Origin of the sequence: Acinetobacter sp. ANC 4204 (assembly GCF_002135205.1) — a bacterium.
Lineage (GTDB): Bacteria > Pseudomonadota > Gammaproteobacteria > Pseudomonadales > Moraxellaceae > Acinetobacter.
In genome coordinates this window covers 292,716-318,838 of sequence record NZ_NEFZ01000001.1, presented here as the reverse complement: position 1 = coordinate 318,838, position 26,123 = coordinate 292,716, and the positions used below count along the sequence as shown (strand labels likewise).

The following is a 26,123-nucleotide window of genomic DNA, read 5'->3' as shown; positions in this document are numbered from 1 at the left end:
TGGCTTAGGCACAGCGCTTTTGCCAGTAGGCATTGGCATAATTAGATGGATTGGTACGTTGTAGTACTTGGCTGATGTTTTGGCTGGCAATCATCAGTGCATCAAGATCAATCCCTGTGTCATAACCCATATTGGAGAGTAGGTAGTAAAGGTCTTCTGTGGAAACATTGCCCGATGCACCTTTGGCATAAGGGCAGCCGCCTAAACCAGCAATGGACGAATCAAATACACGAATGCCTTGTTCTAAAGACTGGTAAATATTGGCAATCGCCATGCCATAAGTATTATGAAAATGTCCTGCTAAACTCGCAGTATCCATTTCGGCTAAACATGCCTGCCAGACTTTTTTCACGCGGTCTGGTGTCGCCGTACCAATCGTTTCACCTAAGGACACTTCATAGCAGCCCATGTCCAGCAAACGTTGACTGACGTGTACAACTTTGCTCGGCGCAATTGCGCCTTCATAGGGGCAGTCCACAATACAAGACACATAGCCACGCACTTTAATGTTATGGGATTTCGCCGCAGTCATGATGTCTGCAAATTTTTCAAAGCTTTCATCAATGGAGCAATTGATGTTTTTTTGAGTGAAGCTTTCGGAGGCTGCGGTAAAAACAGCAACCTCCTGACAGCCGACAGCCAATGCAGACTCAAACCCTTTTAAGTTCGGAGTCAATAAACTAAGACTGATATTCGGATCTTTAGGTAAGCTGGCAAAGAGTTCATCACTCTGTGCCATTTGTGGAACCCACTTTGCAGAGACACAAGAGCCCACCTCAATAGCACTGAGTCCTGTCTGCATTAAATCTAAAATCAGTTTACGACGGTCATCCAAAGTGAGTGGTGTCTTTTCATTTTGCAAACCATCTCGTGGTCCGACTTCAACAATTCTGACAAATTCACTCATGCGGCACCTTCCAAACTTGAAAACTCAACCAATTCATCGCCCGCTTTGACCTGATCACCGACTTGGAAGTAAGCCGCAGAGACAATGCCGTCATGTGGAGCACGAATTGAATATTCAATTTTCATCGCTTCAAGCGTGAGGAGAACCTCATCTTTTTTCACTGCACTGTTGTTTTGTACCAAGACTTGCGTGATCACACCCGGCATTGGTGCTTTTAAGTTATTGGCATCAGAAGCATCATCTTCAGTATTAAAGTTAGGCTGAATATGTGCAAATTTATAGCTTTGACCGTCTGCATACAGGGTTAGACCGTGTGCATTTGAACTATAAGCATAGCTCTTTTTACTTGTTGCACATTCAATTTTAGCTAAATGTGTCTCTAACAATTCACCTTGAATGAAAATGCTATGTCCATTGTATTTTGCGGTAAAGCCTTTTGCCGTTGGGCTGAAATAGACTTTATGTTCTTCATCGTTCAGTGCCAGTTTAATGGCATAGCTGGCATTAATATTTAAACGCCATAGAGACTCGGCTTGCCAAACAGGATTTGCAGCTGTTTTATTGCTGGAAAAACGGGACAAGAGTTCAATCAATGCCGCCGTGATGATGAGCTCTGCAGAGGCTGTTTCATTGTGTTGTAGTAAAAACGCTTCTTCACGTTGAATTAAGTTGGTATCTAGGTTGGCGGTTTTAAACGATTCTGAACGGACCAAGCGGTCTAAGAATGCAATGTTATTGCCCAAGCCATCGACATGAAACTGACTGAGAGCATGGTGCATTTGGGTGAGTGCTGCTTCACGATTTTTTGCCCAAACAATCAATTTGGCAATCATTGGGTCGTAAAAGGTCGTGATTTCATCCCCTTCAACAATACCACTGTCTACACGGACATGCTCATTTTGCTGAGGGTAGTGCAGGTAGTGAATTTTACCAATCGCAGGTAAGAAACCTTTTTCAGGTTCTTCAGCATAGACACGCGCTTCTAATGCATGACCATGAATACTAAGTTCGTGTTGTTGTTTAGGCAGTGGTTCACCAAAAGCTACACGTAGTTGCCATTCCACCAAATCTTGCCCTGTAATCATCTCTGTTACAGGATGCTCAACTTGCAGACGGGTATTCATTTCCATGAAATAGGCCGTGCCGTCTTGCTCCACAATAAACTCAACTGTACCTGCACCGACATAATCTACTGCACGTGCTGCATCAATAGCGGCTTGGCGCATGGCTTCGAGTTTTGGTTCTGCCATTTTGGGTGCAGGTGCTTCTTCTAATACTTTTTGGTGGCGACGTTGCACTGAACAGTCGCGTTCAAATAGATGCACATAGTTACCATGCGTATCACCAAACACTTGCACTTCAATATGGCGCGGTTGTACCACATAGCGTTCAACTAAAACATCGTCATTACCAAAGCTTGAACGTGCCTCACTTTTACATGAAGCCAAATGGCTTAAAAAGTCTTCGCCGCGATCAACCAAACGCATGCCTTTACCCCCACCGCCAGCACTGGCTTTAATCAGCACAGGGTAGCCAATGGCATCGGCTTGTTGTTTTAAAAAATCAGGATCTTGGTTGGTGCCATGGTAGCCCGGTGTCAGTGGTACGCCTGCTTTTTCCATTAAAGATTTAGAGGTGGCTTTAAGGCCCATGGCTAAAATGGCATCTACAGGTGGGCCAATAAAGACAATGTTGTTTTTTTGGCAGGCATTGGCAAATTGGTCATTTTCAGATAAGAAACCATAACCCGGATGGATTGCTTCTGCACCTGTGTCTAAGGCAGCTTGGATAATACGTTCAATTTGTAGGTAGCTTTGTGCAGCAGGAGATTCGCCGATATAAATGGCTTCGTCCGCTTGTTGCACGTGCTGTGCCCGAGCGTCAGCATCTGAATAGACTGCAACGGTGGCAATGCCCATTTTTTTTGCAGTTCGGATCACACGACAAGCAATTTCACCACGGTTTGCAATTAAGATTTTATTAAACATATCGATATCCTTTCTTGTTGTTATGCCGTCGTCTTGATCCAGACTGGACTGTGTTTATTTAAAAAAGCATTTAAGCCATTTTTCGCCTCTGATCCTTGGCGTACATGGGCAATATGTTGTGCGGTTTGCAACAACAATGCTTCGGTTAACACGTGTTGATCGACCATTTGGATAAGTTGTTTTGAAGCTGTTTGTGCTTCTGGCCCACCCAAAAGTAAGGTATCGACCATTTCTGCGACTTTTTCATCCAACTGTTCAGCATCGGCCACCACATGCGCTAGACCAATGTGTAGCGCTTGTTCCGCAGAAATACGTTCTGCGGTTAAAAAGTAGCGTGAAGCTTGACGTGCGCCAATCGCACGAATCACATAAGGGCTAATGGTTGAAGGGGCTAAACCTAAGCGCACTTCAGAGGTCGCAAACTTAGCATCACTGCTTGCGACACAAATATCACAGGCAGAAGCCAGTCCCATGCCACCACCAAAAGCAATGCCTTGTACGCGGGCGATGGTCGGTTGTTTTAATGTCGCTAAACTTTGTAGCATTTTCGCCAGTTTTAATGCATCGGCTTCATTTTCAGCCTGTGAGGCTTGTCCCGCTTCTTTCATCCAGTTCAGGTCTGCACCCGCTGAGAAGTTTTTGCCACGTCCAGCTAAAATCACGACACGGACATCATCACGCGTATTGAGTTCGCTAAAGCAGCGGTGTAGTTCTTCAATCACTTGAGTATTAAAGGCATTATGCATTTCTGCACGATTAATCCATACCGTTGCCACTTGGTCGCGTTGTTCGAGTTGTAAATATTGAAAGCTCATCGCTCATCTCCTACATGCGGAACACGCCGAATTTGGTCGGTTGAATGGGTGCATTTAAGGCTGCGGCTAAACTTAAACCGAGCACCTGACGGCTTTGTGCAGGGTCAATCACACCGTCATCCCACAAACGCGCCGATGCATAATATGGATGGCCTTGATGTTCAAATTGGTCACGGAAGGGTTGTTTAAAATCATCTTCTTCTGCGGCTGACCAAGACTCGCCACGTTTTTCGATTTGATCACGCTTTAGAGTCGACAATACACTTGCTGCTTGTTCACCCCCCATCACCGAAATACGCGAGTTCGGCCATGTCCACATGAAGCGTGGTGAATATGCGCGACCACACATACCGTAATTGCCTGCACCAAATGAACCACCAATCACAAGAGTGAGTTTTGGGACATTTGCGGTGGCAACAGCCATGACCAGTTTGGCGCCATTTTTGGCAATACCTTCATTTTCGTATTGGCGACCGACCATAAAGCCAGTGATGTTTTGGAGGAACAGTAGGGGAATATTGCGCTGCGTACAGAGTTCAATAAAGTGAGCCCCTTTTTGTGCAGACTCTGAAAATAAAATACCGTTGTTGGCAATGATGCCAACGGGCATGCCATAGATTTTGGCAAAACCAGTGACTAAGGTGGTGCCAAAGCGAGCTTTGAATTCATCAAAACGTGAACCATCGACAATGCGCGCAATCACTTCACGAATATCGAATGGCTTTCGTGCATCACTGGGCACAACACCATACAATTCTGTTGCATCAAATAACGGTTCTTCAATCTCTGTTGCACGTGTATGTGGTGTTTTATTCAGGTTGGCTACGATGTTGCGGGCAATGATAATTGCATGTTCATCGTTTTCCGCCAAATGATCGGCCACACCGGACAGGCGAGTGTGCACATCACCACCGCCTAAGTCTTCACTGCTGACCACTTCACCTGTTGCCGCTTTCACCAGTGGTGGACCACCTAAGAAAATTGTCCCTTGGTTACGCACAATAATGGTTTCATCAGACATGGCAGGTACGTATGCACCCCCAGCCGTACAACTGCCCATTACCACCGCAATTTGGGCAATTCCCATGCTGGACATACGTGCTTGATTATAGAAAATACGCCCAAAGTGATCACGGTCAGGGAAAACTTCATCCTGCATCGGTAAATAGGCACCGCCTGAGTCCACCAAATAAATACATGGCAAATGGTTTTGCTCTGCAATCTCTTGAGCGCGTAAGTGTTTTTTCACTGTTAGCGGATAGTAGGTGCCGCCTTTCACTGTTGCATCGTTGGCGACGATCATGCAGGTCACACCATTGACCTGACCTACACCAGCAACGACACCAGCCGCAGGCACATCGTCTGCATAGACGTTTTGTGCCGCCAACTGACCAACTTCAAGGAATGCCGTGCCTGCATCAATTAACTGATCAATACGATCACGTGCTAATAGTTTTCCGCGTGCCAAATGTTTTTGTCGCGCCGCTTCACCGCCGCCTAAAGCAATTTGTTCTGCTTTTTGCTTTAAGTCATCGACCAAGCTTTGCATCGCGGTTTGGTTGGTTTTGAAGTCTTCACTTCGAATATTGATCTTGCTATGTAATTGATTCATCACGAACATCCTTGTCATTTTTATTGTTGTGGAGGGTTAAGCTGTTTCATTAAACAATTCGCGGCCAATCAACATACGGCGAATTTCAGAAGTTCCCGCGCCAATTTCATAGAGTTTTGCATCGCGCCATAGACGGCCTGCAGAAAATTCATTGATATACCCATTTCCACCTAAGGTCTGAATGGTTTCACCTGCCATCCATGTGGCTTTTTCAGCAGCATATAAAATTGCACTGGCTGCATCTTTACGTAGGCTACGGCTATGGTCAGCCTTGTCGCACTCAGCACCCACGGCATAGACTAGCGCTTTACATGCCAACCAAGTCGAATACATATCGGCAATTTTCCCTTGCATTAGCTGGAACTCACCAAGTGCTTGGCCGAATTGTTTACGGTCATGGATATACGGAATCACGGTATCCATGCAGGCATCCATAATGCCTAAAGGACCTGCACTCAGAACAGCACGCTCATAGTCCAAACCACTCATGAGCACTTTGGTGCCGTTTCCTACACCACCCATCACGTTTTCTTTTGGCACTTTCACATTGTCAAAGAACAGAGGGTAGGTGTTCGAACCACGCATACCCAACTTGTCTAAATGTGTGCCATGGCTAAAACCTTCCATGTCTTTTTCTACAAGGAAAGCCGTCATGCCTTTAGCGCCTGCATGCAAATCCGTTTTGGCATACACCACAAGCACATCGGCATCGCCACCATTGGTGATCCACATTTTTGAGCCATTTAACAGAAAGTGATCTCCACAATCTTCAGCTTTGAGCTTCATGCTGACTACGTCTGAGCCTGCATTCGGTTCAGACATGGCAAGTGCTCCGACATACTCACCTGAAATTAGCTTCGGTAAATAACGTTGTTTTTGTTCCTCGCTGCCATTTCGGTTAATTTGATTCACACATAGGTTAGAATGTGCACCATAAGAAAGACCAATCGAAGCTGAAGCACGTGAGATTTCTTGCATGGCAATGATATGTGCTAAATAACCTAGGCCTGTACCGCCATATTCTTCACTGACGGTTAGACCGAGTAAGCCCATATCGCCAAATTTTTTCCACAGCTGAGCAGGGAATTTGTTGTTCTGATCGACTTGTTGGGCAATCGGGGTAATTTCTTTGGCACAAAATGCAGCAACGGAATCACGCAGTGCAATGAGTGTTTCATCTAAACCGAAAGTTAAGCTTTGGAAGGTCATTTCTTCATTCATCCTATGATTGTATTTGTTGTTCCTGATAAAGCATTTTTGTTGTGCTTGATTTTTACAATACATCGAATTTTTAAAAAAGTGAACTAAAATTCACAAATTGATTTACAATTCATTTTATCTGGTTGAGAATAGAATTATGAGTTATAAAAGATCATCGTTGATGCAAGAACGAATGGAACAAAATCGCCAAGCGATTTTGCAATCCGCTCGTGAACTTATTGCTCAAGGGGGAATTAAGGACGCACAAATTCAAGCGATTGCTGAACGTGCAGGTGTTTCCAGTGGTTTGGTATATCGTTACTTCGATAACAAAAGCCAAGTGTTAATTGAGGTTCTTTCGGAGGCCATTCAGCATGAGGTGAAAATTTTGAACCACATTGCTGAAAGTGATGAGCTGACGTCAAAACAGAAATTAGACAAAGCGGTGACCACGTTTGTGAAGCGTGCCATGAATAGCCCCCAACTTGCGTATTCACTCATGTTTGAACCAGTTGATGCTGAATTAGAACATGAGCGTTTTCGCAGTAAACAACTGATTAAACAGAGCATGAAAGAGATACTGGCCGCAGGGAAAATTAACGGCGAGTTCGGTTTTGAAGACTTAAATACCGCAGCACTTTGTGTGGTCGGTGCCATGACTTTTGTGGTGATAGAGCCTTTAAATCCATCTCGAGGTGTAATGTTTGAGCAAAACCATAAAGACTACTTTGTGAAACAAATTGCCGAATTTTGTGTCAATGCAGTTCAGGTTCAGGAGGAAAAATAGCCCAAGGAATAAAGCACAAAGGCTTGGCGTTTTCAAAGGAAGTGGTCATAGAACAAATAAGTTGAATAACAAGATGATAATGAATCAAGGAGAACGATTCGATGACACAAGAACGGTTAAGTTATGCCTATGGAACGAGCAGTCAGCCTCTATTAGGGATGACGATTGGTGAGAAATTTGATCAGGCTTGTCAGCAGTATGCGGAACAAGATGCTGTTGTCAGCCTGTATCAAAATGTCAGACTCACGTATAAGGAATTACAAACGCAGGTCAATGCATTTGCCTGTAGTTTACTGAAACTGGGCTTGAAAAAAGGTGATCGACTTGCGATTTGGTCACCGAACTGTGTGGAATGGACGATTACCCAGTTTGCTGCGTTTAAAGCAGGCATCATTTTAGTCAACTTGAACACAGCCTATAAGAGTAGTGAACTCGAATATGTGTTGAATAAAGTCTCTTGTAAGGGCTTGGTCATTGCATCGCAGTTTAAAAGCACCAATTATCAAGATATTTTAATGAAAATTGCACCTGAAATTAAAGGTGCTGAAAATAAAGTGCTCAAGGCAGAACGACTGCCACATTTGAAATATATTATTAAAATTGATGAAGAAGAACATACGGGTTTGCATCGTTTTAGCGATTTGCTCACTCCCCCCAGCAAGAGACAGCTCAATCAATTAGAGCTCGTTGCAAGCGAGTCGCAGTTTGATGAAACCATTAATATCCAGTTTACTTCGGGCACGACAGGCAACCCGAAAGGTACAATGCTGACACATAATAATATTTTAAATAATGGTTATTTTGTTGGTGAAGCCATTCACTTGAGTCCTGCTGATCGTGTTTGTATTTCTGTACCGCTTTTTCACTGTTTCGGTATGGTGATGGGTAATTTGGCCTGCATTACGCATGGTTCAACCATGGTCTATCCATCGGCGGTGTTCAATCCTTTAGAAACTTTAAAAGCCATTCAGCAGGAAAAATGTACGGCTGCATATGGTGTACCGACCATGTTTATTGCCATTTTAGAGCATGAACAGTTTGATGACTTTGATCTTTCTAGTTTACGTACAGGCATTATGGCGGGCAGTCCTTGTCCACGTGAAATTATGCAACGTGTCATCGACCGTATGCACATGTCCGAAATTACCATTTGCTATGGTATGACTGAAACGGCACCGGTCAGCGCACAAAGTTCAACCTCAGATTCAGTTGAACAACGGGTTGGAACCGTGGGGCGTGTTCATCCGCATCTTGAAATAAAAATTGTAGATGAACAAGGCAAAGTTGTACCACGTGGTCAGTTGGGTGAACTGTGTGTTCGCGGCTATTCGGTAATGTTGGGTTATTGGGAAGACCATGAAAAGTCGCAAGAAGTGATTGATTCAGCACGTTGGATGCATACAGGTGACATCGCAGAAATGGACGAAGCAGGCTTTGTGAAAATTAAAGGCCGAATTAAAGATGTGGTCATTCGCGGCGGAGAAAATTTATTTCCGAAAGAAATCGAAGACTTTTTATATACCCATCCTGATGTCAGCGATGTTCAAGTCATTGGTTTACCAGATGCACGTTATGGTGAAGAATTATGTGCTTGTATTATTTTACATGAGCATCATGACATTACTGAAGAGTCGATCCGTCAGTACTGTGCAGAACACATTTCACACAATAAAGTTCCACGTTATGTCCGGTTTTTTAATGAGTTCCCAATGACGGCTTCGGGCAAAGCGCAGAAGTTTAAATTGCAGGAATTTATGCGTAATGAACTGGATTTGAAAGAAATCGCATAAGGTTGAAGATGGACTTTTCTTTGCTGGTTTGAAGCCAAAGGAAAGTCCGAAGTGAAAAGCAAAAGGAATAGCATATGCACCTGAGAAATGATTGGACTCGCGCTGAAATACAAGCACTCTACCAACAGCCTTTTTTAGATTTGGTCTTTCAAGCACAGCAAATTCATCGTCAGTACTTTGAAGCGAATGCGATTCAAGTCAGTACTTTACTGTCGATCAAAACAGGAAAATGCCCTGAAGACTGCAAATACTGTTCACAGTCTGCGCGCTATGACTCAAAGCTTGAAGCTGAAAAAAGAATTGCGGTTGAAAAGGTCATTAGCGAAGCACAGCAGGCGAAGGCCTCGGGTTCTACACGGTTTTGTATGGGCGCGGCATGGCGCAATCCACATGAGCGAGATATGCCTTATGTCTTGGATATGGTGCGTGAAGTGAAAGCATTGGGTTTAGAAACCTGTATGACGCTAGGCATGCTGAATGCCTCTCAAGCCCAACGTTTAAAGGGTGCAGGACTCGATTATTACAATCATAACTTAGACACGTCGCGTGAATACTACCCAAATGTGATTAGTACGCGTAGTTTTGATGACCGTCTAGATACCTTAAGTCATGTTCGAGAAGCAGGTTTAAAAGTGTGTAGTGGTGGGATTGTTGGCCTAGGTGAAGAGACCAAAGATCGAATTGGACTACTGTTTGAATTGGCGACTTTACCAATCCATCCTGAGTCTGTGCCGATCAACATGCTGGTCCCAATGCAAGGCACGCCTTTGGCAGAAGTTGAAAAGTTGGATGTGACCGAGTGGATTCGCACTATTGCGGTAGCACGCATCATTATGCCGAAAAGCTATATTCGTCTGTCTGCGGGACGTGAATCGTTGTCCGATGCCGATCAAGCTTTGGCTTTTATGGCAGGTGCAAATTCACTGTTTTCAGGTGAAAAATTGTTGACTACGCCAAATATTGCTGAGGGGAAGGATCAACAACTCTTTCAAAAACTGGGTCTACATGCAGAAAAAGCCAAACCGCAACTTGCTGAGTTAACGGTCGATGCTATGGCTGTGGCTTAAGTGCTAGAACATGCAGTCATGAAAGTGTAGATTTAGGGCGACGATTAAAAATAGATGAGTGAAGAATAAAATGGCGAAAGACTTTCAGAGTCAAACTGTAGTGGATGGTTATGATGAACATATTCGTAAGCTCATTCCAGGTTATGAATTGGTTCATTTACAAATTCAAGCCATTTTAAAAACACATTTATCAGAACATGCGCATGTATTAATTGTGGGCTGTGGCACAGGCTATGAGCTTTCATATTTGTTGGCGCAGCATCCGACGTGGAGTTTTACCGCTGTTGATCCATCTTTGACCATGATTGAAAAAGCGCAGCAGTTATTGAGCGTGACCCATAGTGATTTAACGCGGGTTCGCTTTGTCCATGGTGATACCACGGCATTACAGGAAAGTGCACAGTTTGATGCCGCTTTAGCCATATTGGTGGCGCATTTTATTCCACTTGAAGCAAAGCCATTCTTCTTTGCCGACATTTTACGCTGTCTTAAAACGCAAGCGATTTTACTCAGCTATGACCTGATGAGCTCTAGTGATGACAGTGAGCTCAAGGTTCTACAAACCTTATGTCAGAGCAATGGTTTGACGGTGGTACAGAGTGAAAAAATGATTGAGCGCCTGCAACAAGATTTTTACCTGATATCTGCCAACCAGATGCGAGAGCTTCTGACTAAAGTTGGATTTCATGAAGTACGAACTTATAGTCAACTGTTGAATTATTATGGTTTTTTTGCACAAAAGTAAGAACCAATAGCAGTGAAAAGATACATTTTAAAGATAAGAATGAAGGAATACACATGGCAGCCTATTATCAACTTTTAAATCGTGAACAGCACAGTGATGGGAGCTGTACGGCGTCTTATCTTTCCAATATTCATGCACAGGGTGCATGGAATCCGCATGAGCAGCACATGGCGCCAGCAACTGGGGTTTTGTGTGCGGAGTTAGAGCAGTTTCAACCACGCGAAGAGATGCGCATTGGACGTGTGAGTTTAGATATTTTTGGACTGATCGCTTTTGGTGAGTTTACGGTGCATACCCGTGTCATTCGTGCTGGAAAAACCATTGAACTGATCGAGGCGGAAATGCAGGCAAACGGCAAGACCTGTATTGTGGCTCGTGCTTGGAAAATGATGAAGCAAGATACCAGTGCAATTGCAGGGTTAGAAGATCAATCCATTGTACATCCTGAAACTTTGCCCGTGTGGGATGGGATGAAATGTTGGCCGGGTGGTTATATCCAAAGTATTGAGACACGTGCGGCAGACGGCCATCGAGCAGGTAAAGGCATCGTCTGGTTACATAATGATTTGGACATGGTGGAAGCTCAGCAAACATCAAGTTTTGTGCGCTTACTGGGGATGGTCGACACAGCCAATGGTATTGTGCCACGTCAAAATCCTGCATCTGGATGGGGCTTTCCCAATTTAGACCTACAACTGCATTTATACCGTTTACCCCAAGGGAAATGGTTAGGTTTGGAAGCGACGCAGCAATATGGTGATGATGGTATCGGTTTAACCAGTGCGGTTTTGCACGATGAGCAAGGGCCATTTGGTCGTAGTGAACAGATTTTGACCCTGCGTAAGTTTTAGTCGCTGAGTGTCAATCTGATGAATAGGATGAATTGCTTCATCCTTTTTTTATTGGCATGCTGTAGGCACTTTAAAATAGTGAAATCAAGATGCGGATCAGTTTAATTGGAGCAGGGCGGGTGGCTCATCATTTGGCCAAAGCCCTGATGTCTCAGCATGAAATCGTCAATATTTATAGCCGAAGCTTCGACAAAGCAGCAGTTTTGGCGCAAGTTGTACATGCAAAGGCGGTCAGTCATTTTAAGCAGTTAAATACTGATGTGGATTTGGTGATGATTGCGGTAAGTGATCAGTCGATACCAAGCGTGATTTCAGCATTGACTGAATACCTGCCGAATGTGTTGATTGTGCATACTTCGGGGAGTACAGCGCTTTCAGTTTTGGCGATGAAACATGCACGTGCAGGGGTTTTTTATCCCTTACAGACCTTTAGCTTAGAACGTGAAATTGATTGGTCAAATACACCGTTGTTTGTAGAAGCCACCGAAAATACGGATCTTCAAAGACTACATACTCTGGCAGAAAGCCTGAGCCAACGCGTGTATAGCTATAGCTCTGCGCAGCGTCTAAGTTTGCATTTAGCGGCTGTCTTTGCTTGTAATTTTAGTAATTATTGCTATGACATGGCGAAACAAGTGGTGGATGCAGAGCAGGTCGATTTTAGTCTGCTATACCCCTTGATTTTAGAAACCGCGCAGAAAAGCACACAGAATGACCCGAAGCAGATGCAAACTGGCCCTGCGATGCGTCAGGATCAGAATATTCTACAAATGCATCAACAGATGCTTGCGCAAGCTCAACGTGCGGATCTTGCTGAAGTGTATGCCTTAATGAGTCAGCAGATCAGTCAACGTCACAGTTAACATTTAAAATAATAAACGAAAAAGCGAGTGACAAAGAACAAGCAAAGCCACTGAAAACGTGGCTTTTTTTATGCCTTAAGATTCGGTACAGTATTGCTTAAAATAAATACAAACAAATAGAGGGCATATGCGTTCACATTCATTATTAGAACAAGTGCAGTGGAAAGATCTCGTTCAGTTAGGCCGTACCGATGTGATCAGTGAGTTGTTCATTTCTTTACCGTGGTTGATCGTCTCTTTCATTTTTGCAAGTTTACAGTGGTATGTCTTGGCGCTGTTTTGCTCGTTTATGTTTTTCTTAACTGGGCTGAGACAGGTGCATAATGCCTTTCATTTTGCCTTAGGCATTAGCCGACCTGCGACTCATTGGGTCATGTTTGTCTTAAGTATTATCATGCTCGGCTCGATGCATGCGGTACAAATTAATCACCTGCGACACCATCAGCACTGTATGCAGGACGAAGATATTGAAGCGAAAAGTGCAAGCATGAAGTGGTGGCAAGCTTTGCTTTTTGGCCCTATTTTTCCATGGATGTTGCATAAAAAAGCCTTTGAGGTTGGGACTAAAACCCAGAAAAAATGGATGTCTGCTGAGCTGGTTGCCAACCTCATGGTATTGTTTTTGGTTTTTGTGATCTTGGATATCAGTATTTTAAAATACCATGTCAGTGCCATGTTGATTGGGCAATGCATGACGGCTTTTTTTGCGGTGTGGACGGTACATCATGATACTGAAGATCATGTGTATATGGCGCGCACAGTGCGCAATGAGTTTAAACGGGTCGTGACCTACAACATGTTTTATCATGTGGAGCATCATTTGTTTCCCGCAGTGCCGACACGACGTTTACATATTTTGGCAGAACGTTTGGATGAACATGATCCAACGGTTGAAATTCGGCATGTGTTCTAACATTTTAAGTATAAAAATAGGGCACTCGGCCCTATTTTTAGAGGATCTAAAATTTATTTTCTTAAATAGAAAGTATTTTTAAAAAAATCAATAAAGTAGGTTTTAGACTAAGTAACGATAATATCAAAGCCAATGGTCAGAGAGTCACGATAAAAACTTTTTTCCTGATGCTTCTAAGAGGGAGACTATCAATAAATGTTTTTGTTAGCTTATGTCTTTGAGCCATTGTACTTTTTAACTGATTGAAACAATACTCAGCAATATAGCACAATAATTCTAGAGCCTACCATATGACTACTTTTGATGATTTATGTGAATTTACATAAACAGAATAAGAGATATGTTTTATTGTAACTTGTTGTTATTGGTAAAAATAAAGTACTCCGAAGATGCCGCTGCATGTGTCGTTACCCTGAACCCGATGAGTTCAAGGTGGACGCGACGTATACTTGCTGGGTTTCCCGCTCGAAGACGGGCATACACTCTAAATATACAGAACACAATCCATAAGTTTAAGTATCGGCAGGGGAATAGACCCGCTGGCGAACACCTCAGAGTTGCATTAAGTATAACGCATCTCACGTTGATGGCAACTCATAGACCGCTACGAACTGTAAACTCGTGCACAAGTGTTGATAGTTTATGCAAAAATGAAAGCACTTTAGGTAAAATCTTTAACGTCTTCAATAATGCTCGCTAACAAACGTTCTGCATGTGCATATTCTTGTAGCGTTTTATTCATAGACAGAACTTCTTGCATTAACTCAAGCGCCACCATAATGATGATTTTACTAGGTTCTACACGTGGTGCTTTACGACGAAATTCATCATATTTATCATTTAAAAGTAGCGCTGCACGTTCAAGGTCAGCTTTCTCTTTTTCTGTTGTGACTAAACGAAAACTATGACCTAAGACACGTAATTCAACAGTAATTTGTTCACTCATGATTAAACTTCCTCGCCAGCTTCAGTAGGGTGGGCAAGTTGCTGAATTTCTTGCGCGTGATGGTCTTGCTCTGTACCTAAAATAGCTAGACGTTGGATGATGGCTTCGACTTTAGCTTTGGCATGTTCATTTTTTTGTAACAATCTTTCACGTTCTTGCTGAAGTGCTTGGATTTCTTGCTGCGCTTGACGCTGATCATTGTTCAATTTTTCTTTAATTGCACGTAATTCATTACGTTCAGCCAAGATTTCCTGAAAGCGATTTTTTAAATCCGTACAACTTTTTTCCAAACGGCTATAACGATCGGCCAAAGCAGTCGCATCAGTATTCAAGTGTTGATATTGGGTCTGAGCGCTACTTAATTGCTCAGTTAAATCATCAATTTGTTCTTGTTTCTGGGTAATTAAGCTATTTTTTTGCACAACTTGAGAACGGTGCTGTTCTTCAGCATCCAGTTTGGCTGCATTTAAAGTGCTATTTTCACTTTCAAAATGAGCAAGTCGCGTTTTTAAAACGCCAATATGCGCCTGTAGACGCTGTAATTCTTCTAACATATCGTGGTCGCACAGTGTTGCAAACAAAGGTAATATATAAGAAGTATAGAGATTGGATAAACGAATGCAAGACGATATTTCAGGTTGGTCAGAATGGCAGCCAAATTTTTCTAAAATTGAAGAGATTTCTAGCCCAAGTGAGTTACATGGTTTGCTTACAGGTATCATTTGTGTAACTCAGGCACCAAGTCGTGAGGAATGGCAACATATCTTAGCGACTTTAGAAATTCCAGAGTTAAGCGAAGAAGCTTTGGCTTTATTAGCAGATGAAGCTGAAGATGTCTCACATGCACTTTCTGAAGATGAATTGGACTATTTACCATTACTTCCCGATGACACGCATACGCTCGCAGACCGTGTACAAGCTTTGGCGGATTGGTGCGCAGGCGTAGTGCTGGGCTTCGGTTTGGCGTCAGGTCATATTCGTCCAGATGAAATGGAGCTGATTGAACATTTACAAGATGTGGCAGCAGTTGAGTTTGAAGAAACTGATGATGATGAAGAGGGTGAGGAGAGTTATCAAGAGTTATATGAGTTTGTTCGTTTAATTCCTGTGAGCTTATCTGTCGGTCGCAAAAAGATTGCAGTTGAGGAAAGTTCTTTACTTAAACACTTTCATAACAAGCAACAAGCGGATCGTTCTGTAACAGAAGCGAACAATGTTGTAGAAATGTTTACACCGCATCGCCCAAGCTAATTGGCATAAGACTTGCTGCGCGTACAAGATAAGGTGCGCGTGGCACTTTTATTCTTTGGTATAAAAAAGACAGATCAAACATGAAACTAACGCAAGTGGATTTTCAGGAACGCCGTGACCGTTTGGCTGAACAAATGGGTCCGAATAGTATTGCCATTATCGCAACTAGCCCGGTGGCGATGCGTAATCGTGATGCAGACTATAAATACCGTACCGATAGCAGCTTTTTTTATCTGACCGGTTTTGCTGAGCCCGAAGCCGTGGCGGTCATCGAAACCTTTGCCGAAGACGATGAAGATGGTTATAGCTACAGTTTGTTCTGCCGTGAACGTGACCGTGAGATGGAAATCTGGAATGGTTATCGTGCAGGTGTAGATGGTGCGGTAGAAGACTATGAAGCTGATGAAGCCTATGCGATAGATTTGTTAGATGAAGAAATCATTGAAAAACTTTTAAGCAAAGAAAAATTATTCTATCGCATTGGGCAACAACCTGAATTTGATGCGCGTGTAGCAAAATGGATCACGACTGCTAACGGTGAGTCACGTCGTGGGACTGCTGCACCTGCGCAAGTCATTCAGCTAGACCGCATTTTAGATGAAATGCGTTTGTTTAAATCAGAACAAGAAATTGCATTGATGCAAACAGCTTCTGATATTTCTGCACAAGCTCATACTCGTGCCATGCAAACTGTTAAGCCAGGCATGATGGAATATGCTCTAGAAGCTGAACTGAATTATGTATTTGGTCAAAATGGCTGCGTGCCGTCGTATAACAGCATTGTTGGTGGTGGTGAAAATGCTTGCATTCTGCACTATGTAGAGAACAATAAAGAGCTAAAAGATGGTGATTTGGTCTTAATCGACGCAGCATGTGAATATGAATACTATGCTTCAGACATTACCCGTACTTTTCCCGTCAACGGAAAGTTCAGCCCTGAGCAAAAAGCACTTTATAATGTAGTCCTCGATGCACAACTTGCTGCAATTGACGCAGTGCGTATAGGAAACTCGTATAAAGAACCACATAATGTTGCTGTGCGCATCTTAGTTCAAGGTTTGCTTGATTTGGGCATTATGCAAGGTGATATTGAAGAGATTATCCAAAAGGAAAGTTTCCGTCAGTTTTATATGCATGGCACAGGACACTGGTTGGGTATGGACGTTCACGATGTGGGTTCATATAAACAAGAAGGTGTGTGGCGTGCCTATGAAGAAGGCATGGTAGTGACGGTTGAACCGGGCTTGTACATTGCACCTGATGATCAGACTGTCGATGCGAAATGGCGTGGCATTGGTATTCGTATTGAAGATGACATCGTAGCAACCCAAAACGGTCCACTGAATTTGACTGTGAAAGTGGTGAAGTCGGTAGAAGAGATAGAAGCGTTAATGGCACGATAAATATCATTTACTGTATAAAAGCCGATCATGAGATCGGCTTTTATTTTTTATAAGGTGTTTATATTAAATAGAAACCTATAATATTTATGAATAAAAAAATTAATTATTTCATCATCATTTTACTAACAACAGACATTCGGCAGTATGAAAGATTTATATGATTTAAAGCATAGGATTCAGGCAAAGACGTTACATTTGGTTACACAGAGAAATGGATCTTCCGTGTATCAAGGACAATCCTCTCAAGGAGAAGTCTTTATTAAAATAGCAAATAATCAAACGGCTAATGAACGTTACTATGAAATCTTAGAAGCGCTCAAGGAGTTTCCATTAACACCAAAGGTATTTAATAAATTTGAATGGGGGAGTTGTTCTGTCATTGTTATGAGTGCTCTTGAAGGTACACAAGTCGATCAAGTATTGAAGAATTGTACCCGGGCACAGAAAGTCTCTTTGCTTAGGAATACGGGACGAGCTTTGGGTGAACTTCATCGTGGAATTTCACAGACTCGCTTATTGAATATGAGGTTCTGGCAAGATCGAGATGGCTTATTGACACATTCAATGCTGTGGAGTCAACATTTGGAATTGATGATCTCCAAATGGATGTCGCGTATCAATCCATTGTCATCCGATCATCACGAATTTTGTGATCAATTGAATGAGTTACAAAAGTACGGTAAAGCTATATGTGAGCCAACACAGCTTAATTTACTGCATTGTGACTATATTGGTCGAAATATCCTTGCAGACAGTGAAAATCGGATTTCGGGTATTATAGACTTTGACGCTGCCCGTATTGGAGATGCGGTCTACGATTTAGCGAAAATTGTTTGGGTGGATATAGATTTCTCTGATCTGGAATTGCGAAATGCTTTTTTAGAAGGTTGGGAATATACATATAAACAGACAGTGCCTAAAATGAAATTTCTATTCTATGTGGGTATTCAATGTCTTGCAGCAATCGCTTGGACAGATAAAAATCCGTCTTTTGACGGAACTAATACTATTTTCCGTGCTTCCGCAATTCGGACGCTTAGGATTGTGTTAACGGAGCTAGATGCACTTTAACTAGGTTCTAGCACTCTCGTTTCGTATAACGCTATTTTGTTAAATGGGATCTTTTAAGCTATCAAAACTTGATCCTAGACAGTATCGTGGACAGCATATCCCTCTAAATTCTTAAAATATTTATGTTCAAAGGCTTCAGGACTTAACCAGCCGTTTGCAGAATGTCGTCTGATTCGATTGTAGTAAACTTCAATATATTCAAACAAGACAGCATTGGCTTCTTTTCTAGTGGCAAATACACTGTCATGTATCACATGACCTTTCAATGTATGAAAGAAGCTTTCAGTCACCGCATTATCCCAACAATTCCCCCTACGTGACATGCTTTGAATACAGTTATTCGCCAATAATAGTGCTCTAAAATCACGACTACAGTACTGTGAGCCTTGGTCCGAATGCACCATGACACCTGTTGGATATCCCTGACGTGCCATTGCATAATTAAATGCATCACATACCAATTGACGATCTATCCGATGGCTGGTTTGCCAACCTATAATACGACGACTAAATAAATCTAGCATCACACATAAATACAGCCAACCTTCTTTGGTTCGGATATAGGTGATGTCTGTTGTCCAAACTTTATTTGGCAGAGTGACTGTAAACTGGCGATCTAATAAATTCGGTGCCGTCGGCAAACGATGATTTGAATCAGTCGTATGCTTATATTTACGTGCAATCTTGCTGCGTAAACTGAGCTTTTTCAGCATCCTTCCAACTGTACGTTCACTCATGCAGTAACCTAAATCATGCATGTCGTGCACCAATGAAGGTGCTCCTAAGCGAGCATGGTGTTGCCAATATACAGCTTTTAAATCAGTGTACTTCTGATTGACGTAAATCTGTCTCTTTCGCCAAGCATAGTAGCCCGAAGTGCTGACACCTAGGCATTTACAGGCAGAAGAAACCGTAATTTCAGTCACAGTTAGGCCTTGGATTACCGTGTACTTTTCTTGGCATGATCTGTCAGGAAGTACACATGCGCCTTTTTTAAAATATCATTAGCTTCCCTGAGTTGTTTGACTTCTTTTTCTAAATCGAGAATCTTGCGCAATATATTGCTCATGTTCTGGCGAGAGCTGTCTTTTGCTGGAACCAGTGGGGTTGGTCTCACGAATCCATTTATCTAATGTTGAATAACCCACACCTAATTTCTGGGCGATAGCAGCCACAGATTCGTACGAGTTTGAAAGTGCATAATCAATTGCTTGTTGTTTAAATTCTGGACTAAAGCGTTTAGCCATTTTTACATCTCCAAAGTTAACGTTACGTTATCTTTAGAGGGAATCATTGTCCATTATTTTGGCTAGGATCAAGTCAAAGAACAGACACATTCACTTAATTCTACTGGAAGAATATTAGAGTTTGATATTTCATGCTCTATGTATGATTGCTTGGCATATGAAGAAACTAAAGGGTTCTTCGATGAGTGCGATTGCCCACCTCCAGAATTTTGGATTGCTTACATTGACGGTAAATTATTTTCTTATATTCCAAAAGAATACTTACATATAGCAAATTTAGGTGTAGGTATATCTATGAGCGGAAGCTTGCAATGGGTCCAAACATTAGTAGATTAAACTTTATTCTTTTATAAGATTTCCTAAAATTAACATAATACACCTTATACGTAATTCTTAAAATTAGCTTTTAAATTCAAATACTTACTTTGTATCAAAGAGCTCAATCTGAATTGTTTGGGCTTTTTAGTGATTATTCACGTTACACGCTTATTCTGAGGTCAGAGCTCCACATTTCTTATAAGTCTGTTTAAACAGTGTTCTGAACAAGTTTTGATGAAAATTAGAAAACTGTCTTTTCAGAAATCATGGCATGACACTTTACGCTGAAAGTACGCAAAAACATCCATTTCATTATAAAAAATAAAATCTTTGATGTAATATAAATCCATTAAAACTTATAGGTATTTGAAGTTTTTGACTTTAGGTACACCATAAAAAGGATAGAAGCATGCAACAAGAAGTCATCATAGTTGGTGGTGGTATGGTCGGACTCAGTCTGGCGTTGATGTTAGCCAAACAAAACATTGCGGTGAAGCTTTTAGAAGCGATCAAATACCCAAATTATGATGATGTAAACCTTGTGCCATACCATTCTAGCTTTGATGCAAGAAACAGCGCACTTTCACGTCGTACAGTCCAAATTTACCAAGAACTGGGCTTATGGAGTGCGTTACAAGAACATGCAACGCCTATTTTAGAAGTAAATATCACCGAACAAGGCAGCTTTGGTAAGGCGCGTCTTAAAGCAGAACAAGAAAAAGTCGAAAGCTTCGGGCAAGTCATCGAAAACGCATGGCTCGGTCGTGTGCTACTGACAGAAGTTCAAAAACAGCCACTTATTGAGTTGATTGATGGTGTACAAGTCACTCAACTAACGCAAGATGCTGATTTGGCGTACATTGAAGCAAACCGTGGAGAAGATGAACTTTCAATGCAAGCAAAACTCATTATTGCTGCAGATGGACGTGATTCATTCTGCCGTAAAGCTTTAGGAATAGGCGCTTCAGAACATGACTATGACCAAGTCGCTATTGTGACTACCGTACAAACCTCAAAACCGCACAACCATGTGGGTTTCGAGCGCTTTAGTAGTTTAGGGCCATTGGCATTGTTACCGCTTCCGGGTGAATACCGTCGTTCTGTGGTGTGGCCTGTGCAAAAGGGTACTGAAGGGGAATGGTTGGGCGATGAAAATGACCAACACTTTTTAAATGCCTTACAAGAAACCTATGGCGATCGTGCAGGTAAATTCCAAAAAACAGGTAAGCGTTTTAGTTTTCCATTATCACAAGTACTAGCAGAAAAGCAGGCCGCAGGACGGGTGGTGTTAATGGGCAATGCCGCGCATACTATTCACCCTGTTGCAGGGCAAGGTTTTAACCTATGTATGCGTGATGCGCACGTCTTGGTCCGTTATTTAACGGAACAAAGTGCGCAAGATGCAGACTTGGGTGATGCAACGATGTTGCAATCCTATGAAGCTTCACGTTTGACTGACCAACAGCGTGTAATTAAGTTCTGCGACTCTGTAGTGCGTGGTTTTAGCAACAGCAACCCGATCTTAAAATTTATTCGAAACACGGGGCTGGTCGCATTTGATACAATTCCAGGCATTAAACCGCTAGTAGCTAACTATGCCATGGGGCTAAAAGCATGAGCCAAGTTCAAGCTGATATTTTAGATGTGGTGATCATTGGCGGTGGTTTAGTTGGTGGACTGACAGCCTTACTTTTAGCACAGGGTGGTGTGCAAGCGACAGTACTGGATGCTGCGCCTATTTTAGATGAACAAAAAACGCTAAGCATTGCCAACCCACGTGTTTTGGCACTCAGTCAAGCAACGATACATTTGCTTAAAACCATTGATGTTTGGGATAAAATTGCCCGCCAGATGCCCTATAGCGGCATGCAGGTGTGGAATAAAAATGGCTATGGTGAAATTAACTTTGGTCATGCGTCCCAGCAGGAACCGCAAGGCGAACAAGCTCTCGGTTCTATGGTCGAGCCAAGTTTGCTCAATTTAGCGATTCAACAGCAAATGCTTAATGTACTCAATGATTACCGCACCCAAGTTAAAGTTGCCCGTGTCGAAGAAGGTGTTGGGTTATGGTATATCCATTTAGCCGATGGCACGGTGCTAAAAACCAAACTGGTGATTGGCGCAGATGGTGCAAACTCTTTTGTACGAGAGCAAGCATTTATTGATATTGATGTACTCGACTACAAACAAGCGGGTTTGAGTTGCGCCATTCGGACGGCACAGCCACATCAATATGTTGCACGTCAGATTTTCTTAGAAACTGGCCCTTTGGCATTTTTACCGATGGCGAGTTTAAAACCAGAGCAAGCAGGACATTGGCAGTCGATCGTATGGACTTTACCTGATGATTATGCAGATGAATATGCTGCACTTTCAGATGCTGAATTTACCGAGCTGTTAACGCGAGAAAGTCACCACATGTTAGGCGAAGTGTTGGAAGCGACACCGCGTGCTACTTTCCCACTCAAAGCACGTGCTGCACAACAATATGTTAAAGCGGGTTTGGCTTTAATTGGTGATGCGGCTCATGTGATTCATCCGTTGGCGGGACAGGGGGTGAATATCGGTTGTCTTGATGCAGCTGTACTATGTGATGCATTACTACATGATCTAGCACGTGGCGTATGGGCAAATGAGCAAACATTGAAGCGTTATGAACACCGCCGTAAAGGACAAAATGATGCCATGATGCATAGCATGTCTGCGATTGGTTGGATGGAAACTACACAACTCTTTCCCGTAGTGTGGGCACGAAACTTTGGTTTGAAACAGGTTGAAAAATTGCCTGTATTAAAAGATGCTTTTATGACACAGGCCAATGGTTTAGGGTTGCTCAAAGAGACGCGTTATGCTGTCTAAGACGGGAAGTGTTATTTTTTAGCCAGTCGTAAAATAAGATTACGATTTTGATTAAAAAAGATACGATTTTCTGGTGAATAAGACTATGCGAAAGGCTGAGAGCTTGTTAAATTTCAACATAATTGAAAACCAGTAATACATTGGAACCTTAAAGGTCATTTGTGGGGAGATTAAGATGACTGATTCAAATGATTATGATGATGTAGAAGACTCAGCGGTTGATGAGGATGAAGCACAAGCCGCTGAAAAGGGCGCATCAGATTCTTCTGAAAATGCAGCAAGTGATGGTGATGTTGCCGAAGCTGAGACACTCACTGTGACTGCGAAATTGAAACAGCGCCAAGCGCTAGAAGATGAAGTGGCTGCTTTTCTCGCACGTGGTGGTCGTATCACAGAAGTGCCAGCAGATGAGTCTGCAAAAGATTGATGTTTATAAAACACCACCAACGTGGTGTTTTTTTATGGTCTGCTTAAAGTTTCGTGCATCAATTACAATACGTGCAATCAATTTTGTACAGTCGTCAGTTGCCTCTATTCGACTAACTGTTGATTAGCTTTTAAATAAGTAAATGATGCCTGTGATGATTGAGCCAACGGTTGCTAATAGCATATCTTTGTGAGCATCCCACATGTCACCTTGCTGGCCATTATAATTTTCAGCATCTTCAGGTGATAAGCCCATCGCAATCAGCCATTCAATCCATTCATAAATCAGACTGCTTGCCATCACAAACTGAATCACCAAAAGGAATAGTGTCAGTTTTGAAAGTTGCGGTAACCAGACTTGAAATACACGATAGAAAAATGGGTAGAGCAGTAGACCGTATGCTAAATGTACAAAGCGATCATACATATTACGTGTCCAACCTAAACTCTGGTTGAGGTCAAGGTTTAAGTATTGGATCGACCATTCATTATAGGGTACATAAGAATACAGATAATGTGCGCCAAGTATATGAATCAGCAAAAAAACAATATACAGCACAAAACTCATCAAGCTGAGTCCGAGTTTATACAGACAAATGATCAGCGTAATTAGCATGAACACAGTTCCGACCTGATGCAAGATATAAGAGCTGAGTTCAAGCGGGTGGATTGAAGCCAAAGCCACTGCTAAACAAAGCAGGATGAGACAGATCCAATGTGGCCTTTCCAGTTGATCGTTGATGGGATTTTCTGTGGTTGATGTTTTCAGTATGGTTGTCATCTTTTTATTTTTTCAATGAGATGTATGCAATATGCTTGTTTGTATTATAAATAAAAAAGCGAAGCCTAAGCTTCGCTTTTTTAATTTCTAAAAGTTAGATTTTAGAAATTAAGTCCGCAACTTGTTTTGCTTGTTCAGCTGCATTACCTGTATAGGTTGCAGGCGTCATTTCAGCTAAACGTGCACGGTCAGCAGCAGGAACAGCTTCAAGTTCATTACCATTAACGAAGTCAACCATCATGTCACGCGTCATCGCTTGACCACGTGTTAATGCTTTTAATTTTTCGTATGGCTTTTCAACGTTGTAACGACGCATAACGGTTTGAATTGGTTCAGCTAGAACTTCTTGCGCATTGTTCAAGTCTTCGTCAATACGTGCAGCATTTAGTTCAAGTTTACCAATACCTTTTGAACATGCTTCAAAAGCAATCAAGCTTTGTGCAAAACCAACACCCATGTTACGTAGTACAGTTGAGTCCGTTAGGTCACGCTGCCAGCGAGAAATTGGAAGTTTTTCACCCAAGTGAGCCAATACTGCATTGGCTAAGCCTAAGTTACCTTCTGAGTTTTCAAAGTCAATTGGGTTCACTTTGTGTGGCATTGTTGAAGAACCCACTTCACCGTCTTTCAGTTTTTGCTTGAAGAAACCTAAAGAGATGTAGCCCCAAACGTCACGGTTAAAGTCGATCAAAATCGTGTTGAAACGACGTAAAGCATCAAACAGTTCCGCCATGTAGTCATGTGGTTCGATTTGAGTGGTGTATGGGTTAAAGCTTAGACCTAAAGACTCAACGAATGCTTGTGAGTGCGCAGGCCAGTTAATGTCTGGGTAAGCAGAAAGGTGGGCGTTATAGTTACCTACCGCACCGTTAATTTTGCCTAAAAGTTCAACTTGTTTGAATTGTTTGATTTGGCGTGCAAGACGATATGCTACGTTCGCCATTTCTTTACCCAAAGTGGTTGGGCTTGCAGTCTGACCATGTGTACGAGACAACATAGGTTGGTCAGCATGCTTTTCAGACAATGCTACGATTGAGTCAATGATTTGCTGCATAGAGGCAACCAATACATCACGACCACTTTTCAGCATTAGTGCATGAGACAAGTTGTTGATGTCTTCAGATGTACATGCAAAGTGAATGAATTCACTTGCATATTTAAGTTCTTCAATACCTTCAATTTTTTCTTTCAGGAAGTATTCAACCGCTTTTACATCGTGATTTGTAGTGCGTTCGATTTCTTTGATACGATTTGCATCGCTTTCAGAAAAATCAGCAACAATTGCATCAAGTGCAGTATTGGTCGCAGCGCTAAATGCAGGGACTTCAGTGATTTCTGGACGGTTTGCAAGCGCTTGTAACCAACGCACTTCAACAGTCACACGAGCATGGATTAAACCAAACTCAGAGAGGAAAGGACGAAGCGCATCACATTTGCTAGCGTAGCGTCCATCTAATGGAGAAAGTGCGGTTAAAGCGTTCATAGCGATTCCTTAAACTTTGGAATTAAACGTAAAACTAAAAAGCCCGTCGATCATGTGTTAAATCACCTGATACTGTAAACGAGCGAGATCTTGAATATCTTTAAGCAATTTGCGTTTGCTAAACACCATGCCCCATGAACTTCCACCGAGCTGACGCCATAAATGTGCCAATTGTAAGCCTGTAAAGAGGGAAGCACGAATGCGGTTGGTATGTGATGAATCTTTAAATGCTTCTGCATTGCCTCGCACCATAATGCGTGGGTTAATTTGTCCTGCAGTGTCTACGTAGGTTTGTGCGAGGTTGGCAATGATGCTTGGGTGCAAATAGTTATTATCGAAAAAAGAAAGCTGTCTTAAAATTTTTTGTTGGGACTGTTCAATAATTTCAACGAATTTGGGGTTGCTATACACTTTCTTTTCTAATTGTAAGAGTGCCATGGCATAGGTCATGGGAAGTTTAGCAGTGGATAATTTAGGAATTCGAGTTTTGGGTGAGGTATTAAAGGGTTGGGTAATGCTACTTTCTAAGGTTTTCAGTCCTAAGGAGATGTCCGCTAATTGATGAAAGAAGTCTAAGGTTTGTCCGCTTTGGTTGCCCTTTGGTCGGATATTTAAACTGGCTTTAATCAACTGCTCTAAATAGAAGTTACCGCTTTCCCCAATACTTTGCTGACCGCTCAAGGCGGTCATATGCGTTAGTTGCGCAGACTGAAACACAGCCGCCAACGCCAACGCTCGGTTTTGGCGTTCGTTCAAAGTTTGAGGCTGTTGAAACGGTAACTCAGCCATGTCTTAAAATC

At 42.4% G+C, this 26,123-nt stretch carries 23 protein-coding genes, 1 other RNA gene and 1 pseudogene; 13 read left to right on the top strand and 12 right to left on the bottom strand.

Annotated features, from left to right (window positions below):
• Positions 1-4 precede the first annotated feature (4 nt).
• From B9T36_RS01590 to B9T36_RS01570, 5 genes are read right to left on the bottom strand one after another with little or no spacing between them, the layout of a single operon-like run.
• Positions 5-907: a hydroxymethylglutaryl-CoA lyase gene (locus B9T36_RS01590; protein ID WP_086207837.1), complete on the bottom strand. Its 903-nt coding sequence runs from the start codon at positions 905-907 to the stop codon at positions 5-7.
• Positions 904-2,895, bottom strand: coding sequence for an acetyl-CoA carboxylase biotin carboxylase subunit (locus B9T36_RS01585; RefSeq protein WP_086207836.1), 1,992 nt, complete (start codon positions 2,893-2,895; stop codon positions 904-906). The genes B9T36_RS01590 and B9T36_RS01585 overlap by 4 nt, the downstream gene beginning before the upstream one ends.
• A 20-nt stretch (positions 2,896-2,915) precedes the next feature.
• Positions 2,916-3,710 carry an enoyl-CoA hydratase/isomerase family protein gene (locus B9T36_RS01580; protein ID WP_086207835.1) on the bottom strand — a complete coding sequence of 265 codons (795 nt, stop codon included), beginning with the start codon at positions 3,708-3,710 and terminating at the stop codon, positions 2,916-2,918.
• Between the two features lie 10 nt (positions 3,711-3,720).
• Positions 3,721-5,322 (bottom strand): carboxyl transferase domain-containing protein, encoded by a 1,602-nt coding sequence (locus tag B9T36_RS01575; RefSeq protein ID WP_086207834.1) that lies wholly within the window; start codon positions 5,320-5,322, stop codon positions 3,721-3,723.
• A gap of 36 nt (positions 5,323-5,358) precedes the next feature.
• A complete protein-coding gene (locus tag B9T36_RS01570) occupies positions 5,359-6,531 on the bottom strand; it encodes an isovaleryl-CoA dehydrogenase (protein ID WP_086208236.1) in 1,173 nt (390 codons plus the stop codon).
• A gap of 148 nt (positions 6,532-6,679) precedes the next feature.
• Here B9T36_RS01570 and B9T36_RS01565 point away from each other — a divergent pair, with 148 nt between their 5' ends.
• The 7 genes from B9T36_RS01565 (at position 6,680) to B9T36_RS01535 (ending at position 13,538) form a co-directional block, all read left to right on the top strand.
• Positions 6,680-7,309, top strand: a complete 630-nt coding sequence (locus tag B9T36_RS01565) for a TetR/AcrR family transcriptional regulator (protein WP_086207833.1) — start codon at positions 6,680-6,682, stop codon at positions 7,307-7,309.
• Between the two features lie 101 nt (positions 7,310-7,410).
• Positions 7,411-9,099: an AMP-binding protein gene (locus B9T36_RS01560; protein ID WP_086207832.1), complete on the top strand. Its 1,689-nt coding sequence runs from the start codon at positions 7,411-7,413 to the stop codon at positions 9,097-9,099.
• Positions 9,100-9,173: 74 nt separating this feature from the next.
• Positions 9,174-10,166 (top strand): biotin synthase BioB, encoded by a 993-nt coding sequence (gene bioB / locus B9T36_RS01555; RefSeq protein ID WP_086207831.1) that lies wholly within the window; start codon positions 9,174-9,176, stop codon positions 10,164-10,166.
• Between the two features lie 70 nt (positions 10,167-10,236).
• On the top strand, positions 10,237-10,911 hold the full coding sequence (locus B9T36_RS01550; protein ID WP_086207830.1) for a class I SAM-dependent methyltransferase: 675 nt from the start codon (positions 10,237-10,239) through the stop codon (positions 10,909-10,911).
• Between the two features lie 53 nt (positions 10,912-10,964).
• On the top strand, positions 10,965-11,762 hold the full coding sequence (locus tag B9T36_RS01545; protein WP_086207829.1) for a thioesterase family protein: 798 nt from the start codon (positions 10,965-10,967) through the stop codon (positions 11,760-11,762).
• An 89-nt stretch (positions 11,763-11,851) separates the two neighbouring features.
• Positions 11,852-12,625 (top strand): Rossmann-like and DUF2520 domain-containing protein, encoded by a 774-nt coding sequence (locus B9T36_RS01540; RefSeq protein WP_086207828.1) that lies wholly within the window; start codon positions 11,852-11,854, stop codon positions 12,623-12,625.
• A gap of 127 nt (positions 12,626-12,752) precedes the next feature.
• Positions 12,753-13,538 carry a fatty acid desaturase family protein gene (locus B9T36_RS01535; RefSeq protein WP_086207827.1) on the top strand — a complete coding sequence of 262 codons (786 nt, stop codon included), beginning with the start codon at positions 12,753-12,755 and terminating at the stop codon, positions 13,536-13,538.
• A 376-nt stretch (positions 13,539-13,914) separates the two neighbouring features.
• On the opposite strand, the gene ssrS is transcribed toward B9T36_RS01535, so the two are convergent.
• From ssrS to B9T36_RS01520, 3 genes are all read right to left on the bottom strand, one after another.
• A non-coding RNA gene (gene ssrS / locus B9T36_RS01530) (6S RNA) lies at positions 13,915-14,099 on the bottom strand.
• 100 nt (positions 14,100-14,199) lie between these two features.
• The gene (locus tag B9T36_RS01525) at positions 14,200-14,484 is read right to left on the bottom strand and encodes a cell division protein ZapA (protein WP_086207826.1); all 285 of its coding nucleotides are present in this window, start codon (positions 14,482-14,484) and stop codon (positions 14,200-14,202) included.
• Positions 14,485-14,486: 2 nt separating this feature from the next.
• Entirely contained in the window at positions 14,487-15,038 is a 552-nt protein-coding gene (locus B9T36_RS01520) for a hypothetical protein (RefSeq protein WP_086207825.1), read from the bottom strand.
• Positions 15,039-15,102: 64 nt separating this feature from the next.
• On the opposite strand from B9T36_RS01520, the gene B9T36_RS01515 reads away from it, so the two are divergent.
• The 3 genes from B9T36_RS01515 to B9T36_RS01505 all read left to right on the top strand — a co-directional run bounded on the left by B9T36_RS01515 (position 15,103) and on the right by B9T36_RS01505 (position 18,209).
• Positions 15,103-15,735 (top strand): UPF0149 family protein, encoded by a 633-nt coding sequence (locus B9T36_RS01515; protein ID WP_086207824.1) that lies wholly within the window; start codon positions 15,103-15,105, stop codon positions 15,733-15,735.
• An 80-nt stretch (positions 15,736-15,815) separates the two neighbouring features.
• Complete coding sequence (gene pepP, locus B9T36_RS01510; protein ID WP_086207823.1) at positions 15,816-17,138, top strand: Xaa-Pro aminopeptidase; 1,323 nt, start codon at positions 15,816-15,818, stop codon at positions 17,136-17,138.
• Between the two features lie 144 nt (positions 17,139-17,282).
• On the top strand, positions 17,283-18,209 hold the full coding sequence (locus B9T36_RS01505; RefSeq protein WP_086207822.1) for a phosphotransferase family protein: 927 nt from the start codon (positions 17,283-17,285) through the stop codon (positions 18,207-18,209).
• Between the two features lie 74 nt (positions 18,210-18,283).
• Here B9T36_RS01505 and B9T36_RS01500 read toward each other — a convergent pair.
• Positions 18,284-19,456: pseudogene (locus B9T36_RS01500) on the bottom strand (IS3 family transposase).
• A 727-nt stretch (positions 19,457-20,183) separates the two neighbouring features.
• Between B9T36_RS01500 and ubiH the strand changes: the two are divergent.
• The 3 genes from ubiH (at position 20,184) to B9T36_RS01480 (ending at position 23,060) form a co-directional block, all read left to right on the top strand.
• Complete coding sequence (ubiH, locus tag B9T36_RS01490; RefSeq protein ID WP_086207820.1) at positions 20,184-21,392, top strand: 2-octaprenyl-6-methoxyphenyl hydroxylase; 1,209 nt, start codon at positions 20,184-20,186, stop codon at positions 21,390-21,392.
• Positions 21,389-22,633 carry an FAD-dependent monooxygenase gene (locus B9T36_RS01485; RefSeq protein ID WP_086207819.1) on the top strand — a complete coding sequence of 415 codons (1,245 nt, stop codon included), beginning with the start codon at positions 21,389-21,391 and terminating at the stop codon, positions 22,631-22,633. The genes ubiH and B9T36_RS01485 overlap by 4 nt, the downstream gene beginning before the upstream one ends.
• Before the next feature lie 175 nt (positions 22,634-22,808).
• Positions 22,809-23,060 (top strand): hypothetical protein, encoded by a 252-nt coding sequence (locus B9T36_RS01480; RefSeq protein WP_086207818.1) that lies wholly within the window; start codon positions 22,809-22,811, stop codon positions 23,058-23,060.
• A 123-nt stretch (positions 23,061-23,183) separates the two neighbouring features.
• Here B9T36_RS01480 and B9T36_RS01475 read toward each other — a convergent pair whose 3' ends face one another.
• The 3 genes from B9T36_RS01475 to hflD all read right to left on the bottom strand — a co-directional run bounded on the left by B9T36_RS01475 (position 23,184) and on the right by hflD (position 26,112).
• Positions 23,184-23,840, bottom strand: coding sequence for a DUF2238 domain-containing protein (locus tag B9T36_RS01475; protein WP_086207817.1), 657 nt, complete (start codon positions 23,838-23,840; stop codon positions 23,184-23,186).
• Between the two features lie 94 nt (positions 23,841-23,934).
• Complete coding sequence (gene purB, locus B9T36_RS01470; protein ID WP_086207816.1) at positions 23,935-25,323, bottom strand: adenylosuccinate lyase; 1,389 nt, start codon at positions 25,321-25,323, stop codon at positions 23,935-23,937.
• 57 nt (positions 25,324-25,380) lie between these two features.
• Complete coding sequence (gene hflD, locus B9T36_RS01465) at positions 25,381-26,112, bottom strand: high frequency lysogenization protein HflD (RefSeq protein WP_086207815.1); 732 nt, start codon at positions 26,110-26,112, stop codon at positions 25,381-25,383.
• Positions 26,113-26,123: the final 11 nt, after the last annotated feature.